Origin of the sequence: Paenibacillus suaedae (genome assembly GCF_032337355.1) — a bacterium.
Taxonomy (GTDB): Bacteria; Bacillota; Bacilli; order Paenibacillales; family Paenibacillaceae; genus Paenibacillus_B; species Paenibacillus_B suaedae.
The window spans coordinates 23,677-41,328 of the sequence record NZ_JAVYAA010000003.1 but is presented as its reverse complement, the minus strand read 5'-3'; the positions used below and the strand labels follow the sequence as shown (position 1 = coordinate 41,328).

The following is a 17,652-nucleotide window of genomic DNA, read 5'->3' as shown; positions in this document are numbered from 1 at the left end:
ACAGCCAATTTCCTAACATGTAGGAAATTGGCTGTTTATCTTCTACACAATATCTAAGCGTAGGATTGAATGTATAAAGTAAGTTAATACTCTATTGGGTACAACAAACAATCAGCTTAGAAATAGTTCATACTCATTGCATCACGTATTTCTAACATCGTTTCTTTTGCTACAAGGCATGCTTTTTCTGTACCCGACATAAGAATTTCATCGACCTTTTTGGGATCGTTTTGATACATTCTTCTCCGTTCTCTCATTGGTTCAAGTAAATGGTTGATACTTTGCGATATCTTTCGTTTGCATTCCATACATCCAATCTGCCCCTTTTTACAACTTTCATAAATCTCATCGGAGCCTTCTTTACGAAATGCTTGATGATAAGCGTAGACTGGGCAAATTTCAGGATGTCCGATATCCGTTTTATGGATCCGAGCAGGATCAGTTGTCGCTTTCTTTAGCTTCTCACTAACCTCTTCCTGAGTGGAGTCCAAATTGATCGTGTTACCTAGACTTTTGCTCATTTTATTATTTCCATCTAATCCGACCAGTCGTGGAACATCACCTACAAGTGGTTTTGGTTCCACTAACACAGGTTTATAAAGTTGGTTAAACCGCCGGACAATTTTCCTTGTTTGTTCGATATGAGGAACTTGGTCTTCTCCTACTGGAACCAAAGTCGCCTTACAAAAAGTAATATCAGCCGCCTGGCTTACGGGGTAGCCCAGGAATCCGTAATACATATCATGGAATCCACGTTCTGTGGCTTCCGCCTTTATAGTAGGATTGTGACGTAACGAATTGACCGTAACAAACATGGAAAAATAAGTGGTTAATTCAGCAATCTCTGGGATCATACTCTGAATAAATATTGTTGCGCTATCAGGGTTAATACCTGCTGATAAATAGTCCAATGCCACATTGCGCAAGTTTTGTTTAATTGATTCAGGTTTTTCAAAATGAGTAGTCAGGGCTTGAACATCTGCAAGTATTAAAAAAGTTTCGTATTGGTTTTGCAACTCCACACGATTTTTTAAACTGCCAACGTAATGGCCAAGGTGCAGTTTTCCTGTAATCCGATCGCCTGTCAAAATCCGTTCTTTCACTTATGTTCCTCCTCATAATGTTATTTCTGAAATGCAATCTTGTGATCCACCAACCATCATCCATGGCCATCACCCCTTTCAAGTAATATAAAAAAACCTCGCCCAATAAAGGACGAGGTTTTCGTGGTACCACCTTTTTAATCGCTATTAGCGATTCACTCTAAAGTACGGCAAGATGGTTTAACCATCAATACGATACTCCTCTCATGATAACGGAGAGAGAATCCCGGCAACGCCTACTCATTTCAGCGGAGCGATTCAGAAGTCCATTCGGCATCAGGTGAGGATCGGTTCACAGCATCCACCGACTCTCTGAACCTCATTATCTGATACGTACTTGCTCTTCATCAACATCGTTGATCCGTATAAGAGCCGGGGGATGCCCATACGGCTCTTATTTGCTTACCGGTGTGCCGGCACAACACCAGTATTTCAAACAGATTTGCAGTGTACAGATACAGAGCTATGAAATCAATCTACTTAGATGCTAAAAAATAAATGAACGGGAAATGATAACCAACAAAATGAACAAGACCAAGATTACACCAATCGAAGTGAAACCTCCAAATCCACATGAGAAACCTCCAACAACTTCACCCATATGCGTTAACCTCCTCTCGTTTGGCACATTTACATCGTATAAATGTTACCTTCATTCTGACTCGGCTATTTCCTATACTGAATTAATTAGGCGGTGTTGCCCCTTCAAGGGTAGAATTCCACGACTCCGTCCATTGAATCGGCTCTTATTCGAACTGGCCTTTATGCCCCCTCGACAACAGGATATTCAAGTTATCAATACTGAAGATACGTCATTAGTAAATTTGATCCTCGTGAAATGCCTATGGGGGAATTGTGTGAGCTCAGATCCTTTTATCAAATTAACAAAAGCTGCCACAGAGTACGATGACCAACAAAATAAACAGAACCAATATTATGGCTGTAGAAGTAAAGCGATGATGATGACCAATTTCACTCATTTGAGATGCCCTCCTCTCGCTAGATACAATACATATAGTATTAAGGTAGTTATGTGCGTGTCTCGGCTATACCCTATTCATTGTAAAAAATACTAAGATCCACAGACTTCCGTTCCCGCAGTGCTTTATTAAGCCTGTTTCATATTCCGCTATAAACCATGCTCATTGTTTTTGGATAGACACCGTATTCAACTCCCCATTCCAAGCTATCATCAGATAGCCTGCAGCTTCTATGCACCGACACATAGGTAAAACGGCCTAACAAGTGCGCTTAAACAGCTCATTCTCTACTTCAACATCTGCTACCTACTTGCCTCATTTTATGGACTGTAGAAAGTGCCGATTACTTCTTGACCCATTCTCAAAAGGTCGATTAATCCCTCACTATCAAAACCAACGAAGCAACCGTAACATTCATCCAAGCTTGTTCATAATACACAGGCTGCGCATCCATACTAAGAAAAAGGCAAGGAGCTGGCGCCAAAATGAGTATATTCCCGGAAGTTGCCAAAGGAAATCAATTGCAGGAAGGAATCGAAACTCAAAAGGTTGCGGATGTGATTATCAACCAACTGAAATTATGGGGCGTTAAGCGGATTTACGGGGTGATCGGGGATGCCATTTTTGGATTGATGGAGGGTCTCTCACGCCAGAATGATTTGGAATGGATTGGGGTAAAACATGAGTCTGTCGCTGCAATGATGGCGTCTGCCGAAGCCAAATTAACCGGTCGAATCGGAGTATGCGCCGCGCAAATGGGACCTGGTTTGACTAATTTAATGACTGGCCTAGGAGATGCATACTTAGATCGCGTTCCAGTCTTGGCTATATCAGGTCAAGCGCCTACCCCCAAGATCGGAACAGCGTATAAGCAGTATATTGATCAGCAGGGACTAGTTCAGGCGATTACCGGGTTCAGCCGAATTGTCGTTCATCCTAATGCAGTCGTTGACACCTTAACACAGGCCATGTTTACGGCAATGGAACAGGCAATTCCCGTTCATCTTTCCATCCCTTCCGATCTATGGACACTTTCCTGCGGGACACAACCGCGCGAACCTATTCGAATAATAAATCAAATAGCTGGACAGAGCCAACTCCAACAAGCGGCGAATCTTATGCTTAAGGCGAAACGCCCCTTGATCCTTGCTGGCAATCGAGCAAATCATGCCTGTGATGCGATCCGGAAACTGGCTGATCGCTGGGGATGCGGAATTGTCGTGAGTTACGGAGCGAAGGGAATAATTCCGGATTCTCACCCTTACCTGCTCGGCGGTTTGGGCGAAGGCGGGAATCCTTTTGCAAGCGACTTATGCAAACAAGCGGATGTCGTCCTTGCCATCGGTACCTCTTGGTGGCCGGAATATCATGTCCCTAAAAATGCGCAAGTGATCCATATCGAAGAACGGATATCAGCTATCGGCGAGGTCATTCCGTCACAAGTCGGGATCGTCGGTAATATCGCAGAGATAATCCAAGCACTTACAGAAGGCATGACAGACTACCGTTCAAATCCAGCGGCAAACTAAAAAATAAAGTGGCCATCATTACCGGAGGAGACAGCGGCCAAGGACGAGCCATAGCGGTAGCCTTCGCCAAAGAAGGCGCAGATGTCGTCATTGTGTATCTTAACGAACATACGGATGCTGAAGAAACCAAACAGGTTGTCGAGCAAAAAGGGGGTAAATGTCTGTGTATTGCCGGGGATCTTGGCCAAGAAGATTTTTGCAAACAAATCGTGGAACAAACTGTCACACAATTCGGCAAACTGGATATTCTCGTGAATAACGCGGCTGAGCAGCATGTTCAGAACAATTTAGAAAGTATTACATCCGAACAGATGGAAAGAACGTTTCGAACCAATTTTTTCTCAGTATTTTATTTAACGAAGGCTGCCCTTCCCCACATGAAAAAGGGAAGCAGCGTTATCAATGCCGCCTCGCTCACTGCCTATGAGGGGAATGAACAGCTCATCGATTATTCAGCCACCAAGGGCGCCATCGTTGCTTTTACCCGGTCGCTCTCGAAATCGTTGCATAGCCGAGGCATTCGAGTAAACGGCGTTGTCCCTGGAAGCATATGGACGCCTCTTATTCCCGCATCCTTTCCTGCCGCTCAAGTCGCGAAGTGGGGGGAAAAAAATCCGATGGGCCGTGCCGGCCAACCTTGCGAGGTCGCACCCGCGTATGTATTTCTGGCATCGGAAGACGCATCGTATATTTCGGGTCAATTCATTCATGCTACAGGTGGTGTTATTGTGAACAGCTGAGGAGATCCAGCTTCGTGTAGATTCGAAAATCGTGACGGTCATACAACTAGATTTAGGACAGCAAAGTAAACTAAAAGAGCCGCGGGATTCCTACGGCTCATACTCGTGTTATATCTATTATACAACTCTCTTAAACTTCAGAGTGTAATCTTTACCGTAATCATTAAACCCATGTGAGGATACTCTGATGTATGCCTTATGCCCATTATAAAGCGAATGCCAAATATTTTTCTCAATTGTGTTGTCGTTGTAGTCGGTTACTTTAATAATTCTCCCGTTTGAATCTGTTTCGATAAGTTGAAGATCGTAAATAACTCCTGGCTGGGGCTTCATACTAATATGGAAACCCATTGCACTCTGATCACCATTTGTATAATCGATCACATAGTAATCATAGTCATTGATATTATCAATTGGTAAAGTGAATTGGTCTTCATATGAGTACCCCCATCTATAAAGCATCACAGCTTCTTGTAAGGTATCGCCGAAACCCGTGTATGCAAAAACAGAAGGTGAAGTCACTACCATTACTACTGCCATTAAAAACGCAACAAACATTTTTTTTGCTTTCATAGTCTCACTTCCCTCTCATTGATATAATAGGGGTTTTTGTACCTATATCAATATATTAACTCAGTAGGGTTAAATTGTAAATATAACAAAGGAATTGTCTATTAAACTAATTATCTACTTTTTATTATCCATCCTTAACCCTTCTATCCCTAGCAGGGACTTTTATGTTAGCTGTCTCAACTACTTCATGTACTGGCGAAATGATCCTCTACTTCAATACTTTTATCTACTGGATCAGTAGTTTGATCTTTGAACTCTCCATGAAAAAAGCCACTGATTGTTCAGTGGCTAATTAGGGCTTTCTTTGCTTAAAGGTAGTATATGCGATATGGGGCATCCCTTCCAAAGTCTCTAACTGTATGACCCTTAATTTCTAAGTAAATAACCTCTCCTGGCTGGAGTTCTACATCGTAAATAATGTCCTTGTTGCCAGCACCTTGATCTTTTGCCGTAAGGATATCGCCATTAGGAAAATACCCTCTGATATCATAGTTAATAAAACTTACTTGCGGCTCAACAACAAAGTTCAGCACAATCGTTCTTCCAGTATTATTTGTGTACTTGTAAAAGTCGCTGTCCTGATAATCCAAGAACGAACCAGCTTGAGATAATCCGTTTAATTCCACCGCAGTTTCCTTAGTGTCAGCATAGCCTTTTGACGCGAAAGCGCTAGTTGATAAAACAAACATTAATGCGAATACCAGAAGCGTTGATACAAACTTTTTCATAGTATCCCACCTTCATATGTAGTAGAGTTATTTTCCAACTCCCTCCTATATAATACCATTATTTAACTTAAACTGTATCACTTTTTCTATTAATCTTAATAAAAGTACCGCCCCCTAAGGAGCGGCTATGGAGGTTGACAAAAACATAGAAATTAAAAGAGCATCCATAGAAGGATACTCTTATCTGTTCATTAAAACATACGTAATTCACCGATAGCAGTGTATAACTCTAGGCCATTGTTTTTAGTAATATTGATTCGATAGTAACGATAACTATTTTTGTTCTTTGTTAAAAAGCTTCTTGCTTCACCGAATTCCCATGATTTTTGGTCTACCTGTGTATCCAATTCAGTCCAATTGATTTTATCGTTACTACCCTCGAATGTCCATGTCTTTGGTGCTGATCCGGTTCCATCTATATCTTTAGTTCTTGCAGCAATCTCATATTCTTGCACTAAGGTAGGTTCGCCGAAATCTACTGCTAGCCACCCTGCCGTTGTATAATCCTTTGTTGCCCAACTTGTATAAATATCTCCATCAAATGCCTTACATGGTAAGAAGTTTTGACTGTAACTACTTGATGCAAAGGCCAAAATAGCCTTTTCGGGATCATTACAATCTAATGGTTTAACTAAATTCGTATCAGATGGCGGCGTCGTTTCCTCGCCTCCATTGACGTCGTTTCCTCCTTGACTACCAGTTATCGGCAATCCAGAATTAATAATAATTGGTGTATTCCCGTTAGTAGCACTTATCCATCCACTTGCAATTACTTTACTGCTCGAATCTTTCACTTGCAATGTACCGTAATATGGCATTTCTTCACAAGAAAAGTAGTTTTGCCCAAAACTAACTTGGTAGAATACCGTCTTTTTAGGTACGATATTAGTTGAATCTCCAAGTGTAATATTAGATTTTATTCCGTTGTGAGAGTCACCTTTTATAGAGATCGGAGCTCCTTCTTCGTTATACAACTGTAAAGTAATATCAGCAGCATTGCCACCGATGTTAGTTATGTTCAATGACAATTGAACCTTATGTGATGCATCACAAAACGAATTTGCAGGAATAGAAAAAGCCACTTCGTTTTTTCCCTCTTGCGCAGATACTAAACCTGCAATAAGAGAGAACATCAATACTGCACACAATAGAAACTTTGTAATTTTCAAAAATGCCATTCCTTTTTTTCTTATTGACTAAACTTATATCGGCACTCATCTGAAAAATATTTATATCTGCAAAGTCAACAAATTACCTCTCCCGAAGGAGCGGCATTGAGTTTATTTAGTTGTATACTCGTTCACTTCAAACGTTAGGATCTTATCAAAGATAACGTAGTCTTTACGTGCGCTGAATGACTCTTTGTTATTGTTGTGCTTGTTGATTGCATAAGAAGCAGTTCCCGATCCAGCCTGCTTATTTTCGTACCATGTGATGAAGGCGCATTTACTTCTTCCATGCTAAGGTCGAATTCTTTCTCCAAACCTGTTGTCATGGTAACTACTAATAATGCTCTGTTTCCTTTGGTCAGCTCTGGATTTGTTGATTTTTCTGGATCAGGTACTTCATTTAATTCGTAGCCAAACGTAGTTTCGCCAATGCCCAAAGGTACGACGGTAGTAGATAGTAATAACTTTGATAATCAATTAGCTAAGTATGTGTTTGATGGTGATTTAACCACTCAATGGGGCCCCACATCCGACTTCTTTTCTGGAAGTTTAGAAATCACGTTTCCTCAAACACTACATTTGAGTTTTGTACAATTCGTAGGAGCAGCGGGCCCAACAGATGATGTGAAATATCAGATATTTGCCTATAAAAATGAAACATGGGAAGCAATAAGCAAGAAAGAAGTAAGACGGGTAGATTTAAGTAACGAACCATCTGATCCTATCAGCGTAACCCCAGGCAATTATGAGAAAATAAAAATTACTGTTGACGGTTATAGTTCTTGCTTTTCCTGAAAATTGGTGGGTCAAAAACAAAGGTGTATACCTGGAAGTCCTTGACGTATTCACGCATGTACCTATCTTCTATCGTATCAGGGATCCTCACAAACTTCTTTCTAACCGAACATGATTGCGACAGCAAATTACCTTATCACAACTGTACTGGTTAATCTTCACAAGTTAGTGCCATATAACTTCCTCGCCCCTCCTGTTTATGTTCTCAAGCACCACAAGGTTCAGAGATAACCTCGTTTATCTTTCCAAACTTTTCAATATCTACATTCAGGTTGCCCTTATTCATTCTGTTCATTCCGCTCGTGTAACTATATTCAATTGATTGTGTACTTATTTTTTTCCTTACAGTTCTTTATGATATAGCCATCCCCTAGAAGGTCGTTGCCCCCATACAGTTATTTTAGTTTGCCTATCCGCGCTTCTAACTTTTCTTGAACTCCGAGTACTTGCATATGAATTCAGCACATTTCTGTCGTATCCTTTGAAACTTCGCGCATAATTTTTAGGGAATCGCACATGTTCTACACTCTCCCCTTGGGCTTTGCCCCTATGTAATAAGTTGTTCACTCTATACCCTCCCTAATAAGCCCCAATTGAAATAAATGCAAGCATTAATTTAGAAAATACCAAAGAACTTATCTTTTGTTATGTTACCGCACTTACTGGGGGATCGAGATTGAACGTGTAAACTTTCGAAACTCACAAGCTGTCTTGCTTCATTTATCATTCCTGAATGATTTTTTCTCAACTGGATCCGATCCAGATGCAATGTCATCTATCGTGTGTTGTTTGCTTTATTACGAATCTAAAAAGACATTCACCACATCCCCCTGCCCCCAAAGTAAAAACCCTAGAAGCCTTACGGCTCTAGGGTTTAGATGAATTAGTATAATGTCATGTATTGATCGCGTTCCCATTGGTGAACTTGCGTTCTGTACATATCCCATTCAATTTCTTTCAATTCCAAGAAGTGCTGCAATGCATGATCACCCAGTGCATCGCAAATCGTCTCGTCGCGCAGAAGCTCTTCCAATGCTTCCTTCAAGCTGGATGGCAAGCTTGGGATGCCTTCCGCCAGACGCTCTTCTTCTGTCATGACGTAAATGTTACGATCCGTTGGAGCTGGAAGGTCAGACTTCTTCTTGATGCCTTCCAATCCTGCTTTTAAAATTACCGCTAGAGCCAAGTACGGGTTCGCCGCTGGATCCGGGTTGCGGACTTCAACACGCGTGCTCAAACCACGGGACGCTGGGATACGAACCATTGGACTGCGGTTGCTTGCAGACCATGCCACATAACATGGAGCTTCATAGCCAGGAACTAAACGCTTATAGGAGTTGACCGTTGGATTCGTGATTGCCGCAAATCCGCGAGCATGTTTCAATACCCCCGCCATAAATTGACGTGCTGCCGGACTCAAGCCAAGCTTATCACTTTCATCGTAGAACGCATTCTCCTTACCGTTGAACAAGGAGATGTTACAGTGCATACCTGAACCGTTCACACCAAACAGCGGCTTCGCCATGAATGTAGCGTGCAAGCCATGCTGACGAGCAATCGTCTTCACGACGAGCTTGAAGGTTTGAATTTGGTCTGCTGCCTTAATCGCATCTGCATATTTGAAATCGATCTCATGCTGACCAGGAGCCACCTCATGGTGGGAAGCTTCAATTTCGAAGCCCATCTCTTCCAGCTTCAATACGATTTCGCGGCGGCAGTTCTCACCAAGATCCGTCGGTGCCAAGTCGAAGTAACCGCCTTGGTCGTTCAATTCCATCGTAGGATTGCCCTTGTCATCCGTCTTGAACAAGAAGAATTCTGGTTCTGGACCTACGTTCATGGACGTGAAGCCAAGTGCTTCTGCTTCCTTCAGGGCTTTCTTCAAAATTCCACGCGGGCATCCTGCAAACGGCGTTCCATCCGTTGTGTATACGTCGCAGATCAATCTAGCGACACGATCTTCCGTTACCCATGGGAAGACAACCCAAGTATCCAAATCTGGGACAAGATACATATCGGATTCTTCAATACGCACATAACCTTCAATCGAAGAACCGTCAAACATCATTTTGTTATCCAGTGCCTTAGGCAATTGGCTTACCGGAATTTCGACATTCTTAATCGTACCGAGCAAATCCGTAAATTGCAGACGGATAAATCGTACATTTTGTTCCTTGGCAATGCGTTCAATGTCTTCTCTGGTATAACCCACAGGGTAACATCTCCTTCTCCATAAGCGTGATTAGATTCATATCTATTTTGTAAAGAAACGAGACAGTTCGCCTTGGATCAGCGATACTTGCCCCGGTCTATTACCGGCTATAAGCTGCTGCTTCAACATGCGGTGCAATTGGAGATCGGACAATTCCTTGCGTTTGCTCTCCGAAGCTTCACTAAGCACAGTTGCCTCTTCCGATTCCTTCGTTACCGGATTCAGTACCTGCTTAATGCCTGCTATGTTGACTCCCTTTTCAATAAGTGTCTTGATTTCAAGCAATCGCTCTACGTCATTGAAGGAAAAGAGACGCTGGTTTCCAGAAGTACGAGCAGGCATAATTAATTCATGCTGTTCGTAGTAACGAATTTGACGAGCCGTCAAATCCGTCAGCTTCATCACGATGCCGATTGGAAACAACGCCATATTTCTGCGAATTTCATCTCCCACTGCTTATCAACCTTCCTAGTTTGTCATAAAAGAAAGTTTACGTGCTGTGTGCGCTAACTGACATCCTAGTCTAACAACGCCTGTTTCGCGCGGTCGCTCATCAGTGAATTTACTCCGATCAGAGTATGTGCTATGCCTTTCTTGTTCTCATTTTATCCCCTGGAAGCAAACGTGTCAATGGATGTCAGGAAATCTAACAAAATAATTTTATAGCTCTAGCAAGCCTCGATCAACCATGGTTTGCAGTGCTGTCAGCGCTCCAAGCTTCGCATGCGCATACGTAAGCCCACCCTGCATGTATGCTGTATATGGCTCACGAATCGGCGCATCGGCAGACAACTCCAAGCTTCCCCCTTGAATGAAGGTACCTGCCGCCATAATGACTGGATGCTCATAACCAGGCATGTCCCATGGTTCAGGCACGACGTGCGCATCAACGGCCGAGGCTTTCTGAATCCCCTGAACAAACGCGATTAGATGATCGGCTGTATGGAATCGCAAGGCTTGAATCAAATCAGTACGAGGCGCCTTCCAATGCGGCGAGGTCTCAAACCCAAGCTCCTCGAACAAGGCTGCTGCAAACACACTGCCTCGCACTGCTTGTCCAACGATGCTTGGCGCTAAGAAGAGACCTTGATACATCGAACGTGTCATCCCTAACATAGCTCCGACTTCTCCGCCAATTCCCGGTGCAGTTAAGCGAGAGGCCGCTGCTTCCACATACACGCGCTTACCTACAATATAACCGCCTGTTTCAGCAATACCGCCTCCTGGGTTCTTAATAAGCGAGCCGGCCATTACATCAACACCTAGCTCCGTCGGCTCCTGCAGTTCTGTAAATTCCCCGTAGCAATTATCCACGAACACAACAACATCCGGCTTAATCGCTTTTACTTGCCGTACCATCTCACCGATCTGTTCAACCGTGAAGGATGCTCTCCATCCATAACCGCGTGAACGTTGAATGCCTATGACTTTCGTACGCTCGGTTATGCTTTCACGCACATGCTCCCAATCTACATCTCCTGCCTCAGTCAGCGGCACCTCATTATAGGATACTCCCCAATCACGCAGAGAGCCCGTCCCATCATTCTCTTTGCCAATCACCTTATGCAGCGTGTCGTACGGTGTCCCCGTAATGTATAACAATTCATCGCCAGGGCGAAGTACGGCGAACAGAGCCGTCCCAATCGTATGGGTACCTGATACAAAATGAGGGCGCACCAATCCCGCTTCCGCACCGAACACTTGAGCATATACCTCATCAAGCACCTCGCGTCCACGGTCATTGTAGCCGTACCCCGTCGATCCCGCAAAGTGAAAATCACTCACATGATGCTTCTGAAAGGCCTGTATAACCTTCCATTGATTCCGCTCTGCGATTCGCTCGATTCCCCGTACCTGCCCAGCAATCTTCTCTTCGATTTGCTGCTCCAATTGCTCCAGTCTTGCTGTAAATTGCATCTTATCCATTCCCCTTGATCCATTCCCATGAAGGAAAGCTTATTTATTGATGTAATCTTTCAACTTATATCCATGCTGCTCAGCAGCTAGCCGATCCAACCGAACCTTAAGCAGCAGATCATTCTCGTCGATCTCCTGTTCCAGAACCTCTCCCAGTCGATAAATCAAGGCAATCAAATCCCCACGATCCGCGGATATTCGATAGGTAACCGTTTGGCCGGACAATTGATCTTGCACTGCCTGCCGAATACGCTCCAGATCCCCTTCATCATAAGCGCTTATAATAAAGTGATCTTTATCATGCGGCAGCATCTGTCGTTGTTCTGGGGTGCACAGATCCTTCTTATTATAGAGAACAATTTGCGGCTTGGCTCCCGCTCCTAATTGCTGCAAAATATCCTCTACGACCCGCATATGATCCTCTCGCATCTGCGAAGAAGCGTCCATCACATGCAAAATGAGATCAGCCTCGTTCACTTCCTCTAATGTCGCACGAAAAGCCGCTACGAGATCATGAGGCAAATTTTGAATAAAGCCAACCGTATCCGTTAAGACCACTTCCTTGCCGCTAGGAAGCTCCCACTGGCGAGAAGTTGGATCCAGCGTCGCAAACAATTGGTTCTCCACATACACATCCGCCTGAGTCAGTTGTCGCAGCAGCGTTGACTTCCCCGCATTCGTATAGCCGACAAGCGCAACCTGGTACGCTCCTGTCTTCTTGCGGCGCTCTCGATGCAGATTGCGGTTGCGAACGACTTCATGCAGGTGACGCTTCAAGTCAGTTATACGTCCTCGAATATGGCGGCGATCCGTTTCCAATTGGGATTCCCCGGGCCCTCTTGTGCCGATACCACCGCCTTGACGCGACAGGTTCTTCCCGTGTCCGGATAGACGAGGGAGCAGATATGACAATTGTGCCAGCTCCACCTGAATGATACCTTCTCTTGTTTTTGCTCGTTGTGCGAAAATATCGAGAATGAGCTGAGTACGGTCTACAATCTTCACATCCAACGCTTGTTCCAGGTTGCGGACTTGAGCGCCAGACAGCTCTTGATCAAAAATAGCGGTCGTTGCACCCATCTCATCAATGACCGCCTTGAGTTCTTGTACCTTGCCTTTCCCTATGAACCATCTAGGATCACGGAATTCACGCTGCTGTGTCATCGTGGTCAACACCTCAACGCCAGCCGTTTCCGCCAGCTGCACCAGCTCGTCAAGCGAATATTGAGGATCAACCCCGCTCCGCTTGACATCATCTGTTATTAAAGTCACGAGCACCGCTCGATCGGGTATATTTTGATTCGTTTGGTGAGGCTCTTTTCGCATTCGCGTACATTCTCCTTATCGGTTCATCATCCATATTTCCATCGAACTATGATCATTGACCATATACGTTGTACAGTATACCTCATTTTCGCTCCCATTTTAAATCCTCTGGCTTCAATGTCATTAATTCCAGCTTGCCCGGAGATTGCTGCGGATATAGCTGAAGGAGGCGAACCGCTTGATTACGCATCGCCTTTTCCATTACATTTCGAACAAAGCGCGCATTACTGAACAGATTAGGGGCAAGAATTTTCTCATCCAAAATCACCTGTTTTAACTGCGCCTGTGTAGTTGGCATTAGTACATAATCATGATCCTTTGCCATAGATTCTGCGATATGCAGAAGTTCATCTACCGAATAATCAGGGAATTCCACTTGTATTGGGAATCGCGAAGGCAGCCCAGAGTTCGTCTGCATTAACCAATCCATCTCATCCGAATACCCTGCCAATATGAGGATAAATTGATTTTTATGATCCTCCATGGCTTTTACCAAAGTATCAATTGCTTCTTTTCCGAAATCTTTTTCTCCGCCACGGGCCAAGCTATATGCCTCATCTATAAACAAAATGCCACCCATTGCCCTTTTAATTAAATCTCGCGTCTTCTGTGCCGTATGTCCGATATATTCGCCAACCAGATCAGCCCTCTCTACTTCGAGCAAATGCCCTTTGCTGAGCACTCCTAGCTGCTGGAACATTTTCGCCATGATCCTGGCTACAGTCGTCTTGCCCGTACCAGGATTGCCCTTGAAGATCATATGATATACATGTGATTGGCAGATCAGCCCCGCATCCTGCCGTCTACGATTCATCTGTAAAATCGCATAGAGCTCATAGGCAATGTCCTTCATATGCTTCAAGCCGACAAGTCGATCAAGTTCTTTGCGAACCTCGCCAAATGGCCCATCCTGTGGGACAGCCAAGCTATCCGCTGCTGCTTCTCCATTTGTCTGATTTGCGGCTGTCTCCTGATTGGATTGCTCCACAGGTCGCAGCACGACATTTATTTGACGAGACGGACGTGCATTTCCTTCGGAATTTGCCGCTCGAAGCCTAACATTCATGCTTGTCACCCTTTCGACGTTCATCCTAATCATGTTTCCTCACAACACTGAACACAAATAGTCGATGTTCCAATATATTCTATCGTCTGACAGGTTATTAGCAGTTTCGTTACTATAGCTATTCCTGAGCATGATTCATATCAAGGGGAATTGCAATCCGAACATGGATATATACTACGTCACAAACATAATCACAAAAAAAGTGTGCAGGAACTCTCTCCTGCACACTCTGCACATCGCCTTACGCTACCTTATGTGGATGAAGAACACCGCTATTGCTCACGGTTTGCACGGTCTATTTCTTATCTTAAGCAGCCTTATTCGAATTCTTATTCTGCTTGTGATTCATTATCTTCCCAGTAACAGATTGAATTTCTACCGAAGAATCCTCTGCCCCGTTGCCTGCAGACTTATCTTTGCTGCTGTTGTCTTTATCCTTCTGACCGCCAGAGTTAATAATGCGATCCGACCCTTTCGTTCCGAAGCTATTCATCCCTGATGATCCATTAGACGTATTGGAACCCGTCGTATCTGTAGATCCTGAGGAACCATCCCCACTAGATGTCCCTGTAGAACCTCCGTCTCCAATGCCTGTACCGTTATCGCCCGTTTCCGGCTGATTATTATTCGAATCCGGATTTTCCGGTACAGTTGGCGGTGTCGGCTCATCCGGGTTCGTAGGCTGTTCCGTTGTCGGCGGATCAACGGCCGGTGGATCTACTGCCGGTGGATCAATTGGCGTTTCCGGTGTCTCCTCCTTAATCGTGACGGAAGATTGATTCGATCTTCCTGACTCTTCGGATGCATTTACCGCTGTAACATAGTACGTGTACGTTTCTCCAGGGAAGACACCAACATCTTCAGCGCTGTTGCTCTTCAAGCCTTTGAGCAGCTGTGTGAATGTGTTGTCCTTAGAAGACTTCCGATAAACATGGTAAGAAATATTATCACCAGATACGCTGTTCCAGCTCAGTGCCACACTCTTTGTATTCTCAGAGTACGATGCACTCAACCCGCTAGGCGCCCGCAGTTCTTCCGGCTTTTGTTCCACTTTATCCGGCTTCTTGAAGGAACCCGACTTCTTGCTTTGCAGCGCCTTACCCATAACCTCGCTGAACATTTTCGATGCTCTGCGGCTGCTCTCATGGACAAGGTGATTTTTGTCAGTCTTGTCATACCCCATCCAGACAGCTGCTGTCCATTCTGGCGTATATCCGACGAACCACGCATCACGGTCGCCCTTGCCAGTGTAGCCTGGCACAGAATACTGCGTCGTACCCGTTTTACCCGCAACAGTACGACCACTGATTTGTGCATTTTTACCCGTACCATTCGTAACGACTTCGCGCATCATTTCAGTCATATAGTAAGCCGTTTTCTCACTCATGACCTTTTTGCCTTTCGGCACGTGATACACATAATAGTCATTGTTTTTGCGGTCTGTAATCTTTGCAATCGCATAGGCATCATAATAATTCCCTCCGTTAGCGAATGCATTATAAGCCTCTGACATATTGATCGGAGTAACCCCGTACGTCATCCCTCCCAATGCGATTGACAAGTTATAATCGTCATTCGTCAGAGGGAAGCCGAGGCTTTTCGCAAATTCAAACCCTTTTTTCATTCCAATTTCATTCAATGTCCATACAGCAGGGATATTGATGGAACGTCTAACCGCTTCCGTCATCTCTACTGATGTCGTATAGCCCCCAAGGTTCGTAGGACAATATTTGCCGAAGCACTGCTTCTCATTGCTCAATTTCGACCACGGGAAGTACTTGCCCGTCTCCAGCGCTGGCGCATAGGACACGATTGGCTTGAAGGACGATCCCGGCTGACGCTTTACAGTAGCACGATTCAATCCTTTGCGAGCATAATCCCGCCCACCTACCATCGCGATGATGGAGCCATTGCTATGATCTGTAATAACCATTGCGCCTTGCATTTTCGTATCATCCGGGCTCTGCTCGAACATATCGTCATTGTTGAACGCATCGTACATAATGCGCTGAGCATTCGCATCCATCGTCGTATAAATGTGATATCCTCCGCGATACAGCTCATCCTCGGTAAGACCCGTTTTCTCAGTCGCTTCCTCTACCATGTAGTCAATGAATGCGTTGTATGCTTCATTTTGCTTATCCTCCGACTTAGCCGCGTGCCCCGACATTTTCGGATCATATTCCACCGCTGCAGCACTCTTCGCCTCTTCAGCCGTAATATAGCCTTGTTCATACATCAGCTGAAGAACAACAGCCCGGCGTTCCTTCGATCGCTCTGGACTCGACAGCGGATTATATCGGGATGGCGCTTTTGGGATAGCTGCCAAAGTCGCAACTTCCCATAGCTTCAGATCATTCAAGTCATCCTTATTGAAATACACCTTAGCAGCAGCTTTAAGCCCATACGCACCTTTACCGAAGAAGATCCGGTTTAAGTACATCGTAATTATTTCGTCCTTCGTAAAATGATTCTCCAACGAAAGCGCAATCGACACTTCCGTTGCCTTCCGGAAGAACGTCTTATCACTCGTCAGGAACATATTTTTAGCAAGCTGCTGTGTAATGGTACTTCCGCCTTCTGCAAGGCTTCGTGACACAACGTCCTTAACCATCGCACGCCCAATTGACCACAGATCGACCCCGGAGTGCTCCTTGAAGCGTCTGTCTTCCGTCGCTATGAAGGCATTGCTAACGAATTCCGGAATATCTCTTGGCTCCGCAATCTCTCGATGCTCTATGCCTTTACCAAGCTTAGCAAGCTCTGTACCATTCACATCGTATACAGTGGATACCTCAGCCAGCTTGAACATATCAGCATCCTTGTATTCACGCATCAGCCGCTCCCCGTTCAATAATACGAACAAATAACCGCCAACGGCACAGAACACGGCAAATGCCGTCGTGAAAAACATAAGCCAAAACGTCTTTTTCCAAGTCCATTTCTTTTTCTTCTTAGCTTTGCGCTTAGGATTTCCATGTGCCGGTGTGCGCGTACGTTGAGTTGATTCTTTTTCTCTCGTCATCTGCAATCCGACTCCCTTTATTCCTTTGATTGTCTCTCTCTTCATACCTTGTTGAGATACGATTGAAGCATATCCCTCATACTTATACCCAATATGACTACGAATGAAAAGAACAACCCTTCAGGGTTGTTCGGCAGCGACTATATTCCATTAGACGTGATGGAGGGGCAAAAAGTTTCATTGGCAATCTGCCCCAATCCATCTAATTTACGCCTCGTTCTGATGATCTTGCATCAGGGATACGTTACGTTGTGGCGTGAATGTGGAAATGGCGTGTTTATACACCATTTGTTGACGTCCCTCGCTATCGATGACAATGGTAAAGTTATCGAATGCGCGAATGACACCACGAATCTGGAATCCGTTCGTCAAATATACGGTCACTGGAATGCTTTCCTTGCGCAATTGATTCAAAAAAGTGTCCTGAATGTTAATAGATTTATTCATCGTCCGTACCCCCAATAATCATGAGATTGTGTTGAAATATAT

At 44.4% G+C, this 17,652-nt stretch carries 14 protein-coding genes, 2 pseudogenes and 1 other annotated feature; of the genes and pseudogenes, 3 read left to right on the top strand and 13 right to left on the bottom strand.

What is annotated here, in order from left to right; genetic code table 11:
* Window positions 1–116: 116 nt before the first annotated feature.
* Entirely contained in the window at window positions 117–1,103 is a 987-nt protein-coding gene (gene trpS / locus RQP50_RS13860) for a tryptophan--tRNA ligase (protein WP_315745772.1), read from the bottom strand.
* A 105-nt stretch (window positions 1,104–1,208) separates the two neighbouring features.
* Window positions 1,209–1,463, bottom strand: a binding site (T-box leader).
* Window positions 1,464–1,590: 127 nt separating this feature from the next.
* On the bottom strand, window positions 1,591–1,704 hold the full coding sequence (locus RQP50_RS13855; protein ID WP_028533055.1) for a hypothetical protein: 114 nt from the start codon (window positions 1,702–1,704) through the stop codon (window positions 1,591–1,593).
* An 864-nt stretch (window positions 1,705–2,568) separates the two neighbouring features.
* Here RQP50_RS13855 and RQP50_RS13850 point away from each other — a divergent pair.
* Together RQP50_RS13850 and RQP50_RS13845 are read left to right on the top strand one after the other, a co-directional pair.
* Window positions 2,569–3,612: a thiamine pyrophosphate-binding protein gene (locus RQP50_RS13850; RefSeq protein WP_315745771.1), complete on the top strand. Its 1,044-nt coding sequence runs from the start codon at window positions 2,569–2,571 to the stop codon at window positions 3,610–3,612.
* Window positions 3,591–4,352 (top strand): annotated as a pseudogene (locus tag RQP50_RS13845) (SDR family oxidoreductase); the annotation flags it as partial. The gene RQP50_RS13850 and the pseudogene RQP50_RS13845, both read left to right, overlap by 22 nt.
* Window positions 4,353–4,469: 117 nt before the next feature.
* Here RQP50_RS13845 and RQP50_RS13840 read toward each other — a convergent pair.
* The 4 genes and pseudogenes from RQP50_RS13840 to RQP50_RS13825 all read right to left on the bottom strand — a co-directional run.
* Window positions 4,470–4,925, bottom strand: a complete 456-nt coding sequence (locus RQP50_RS13840) for a hypothetical protein (protein ID WP_142542908.1) — start codon at window positions 4,923–4,925, stop codon at window positions 4,470–4,472.
* Between the two features lie 308 nt (window positions 4,926–5,233).
* Window positions 5,234–5,653: a hypothetical protein gene (locus RQP50_RS13835; RefSeq protein ID WP_072728376.1), complete on the bottom strand. Its 420-nt coding sequence runs from the start codon at window positions 5,651–5,653 to the stop codon at window positions 5,234–5,236.
* 191 nt (window positions 5,654–5,844) lie between these two features.
* Window positions 5,845–6,822 carry a discoidin domain-containing protein gene (locus RQP50_RS13830; RefSeq protein ID WP_315745770.1) on the bottom strand — a complete coding sequence of 326 codons (978 nt, stop codon included), beginning with the start codon at window positions 6,820–6,822 and terminating at the stop codon, window positions 5,845–5,847.
* Between the two features lie 111 nt (window positions 6,823–6,933).
* Window positions 6,934–7,193: pseudogene (locus RQP50_RS13825) on the bottom strand (ran-binding protein 10); the annotation flags it as partial.
* 58 nt (window positions 7,194–7,251) lie between these two features.
* On the opposite strand from RQP50_RS13825, the gene RQP50_RS13820 reads away from it, so the two are divergent.
* Complete coding sequence (locus RQP50_RS13820) at window positions 7,252–7,617, top strand: hypothetical protein (RefSeq protein WP_315745769.1); 366 nt, start codon at window positions 7,252–7,254, stop codon at window positions 7,615–7,617.
* Between the two features lie 883 nt (window positions 7,618–8,500).
* On the opposite strand, the gene glnA is transcribed toward RQP50_RS13820, so the two are convergent.
* The 7 genes from glnA to hfq form a co-directional block, all read right to left on the bottom strand.
* Complete coding sequence (glnA, locus tag RQP50_RS13815; protein WP_021253928.1) at window positions 8,501–9,829, bottom strand: type I glutamate--ammonia ligase; 1,329 nt, start codon at window positions 9,827–9,829, stop codon at window positions 8,501–8,503.
* 42 nt (window positions 9,830–9,871) lie between these two features.
* Entirely contained in the window at window positions 9,872–10,282 is a 411-nt protein-coding gene (locus RQP50_RS13810) for a MerR family transcriptional regulator (RefSeq protein ID WP_065293010.1), read from the bottom strand.
* A gap of 207 nt (window positions 10,283–10,489) precedes the next feature.
* Window positions 10,490–11,746 carry a methionine gamma-lyase family protein gene (locus RQP50_RS13805; protein WP_315745768.1) on the bottom strand — a complete coding sequence of 419 codons (1,257 nt, stop codon included), beginning with the start codon at window positions 11,744–11,746 and terminating at the stop codon, window positions 10,490–10,492.
* Window positions 11,747–11,785: 39 nt separating this feature from the next.
* Window positions 11,786–13,072 (bottom strand): GTPase HflX, encoded by a 1,287-nt coding sequence (gene hflX, locus RQP50_RS13800; protein WP_065293008.1) that lies wholly within the window; start codon window positions 13,070–13,072, stop codon window positions 11,786–11,788.
* An 82-nt stretch (window positions 13,073–13,154) separates the two neighbouring features.
* Window positions 13,155–14,138 (bottom strand): AAA family ATPase, encoded by a 984-nt coding sequence (locus RQP50_RS13795; protein WP_315745767.1) that lies wholly within the window; start codon window positions 14,136–14,138, stop codon window positions 13,155–13,157.
* Window positions 14,139–14,445: 307 nt separating this feature from the next.
* Window positions 14,446–17,163, bottom strand: coding sequence for a PBP1A family penicillin-binding protein (locus tag RQP50_RS13790; RefSeq protein ID WP_315745766.1), 2,718 nt, complete (start codon window positions 17,161–17,163; stop codon window positions 14,446–14,448).
* Window positions 17,164–17,370: 207 nt separating this feature from the next.
* Entirely contained in the window at window positions 17,371–17,610 is a 240-nt protein-coding gene (gene hfq / locus RQP50_RS13785) for an RNA chaperone Hfq (protein ID WP_005549853.1), read from the bottom strand.
* Window positions 17,611–17,652: the final 42 nt, after the last annotated feature.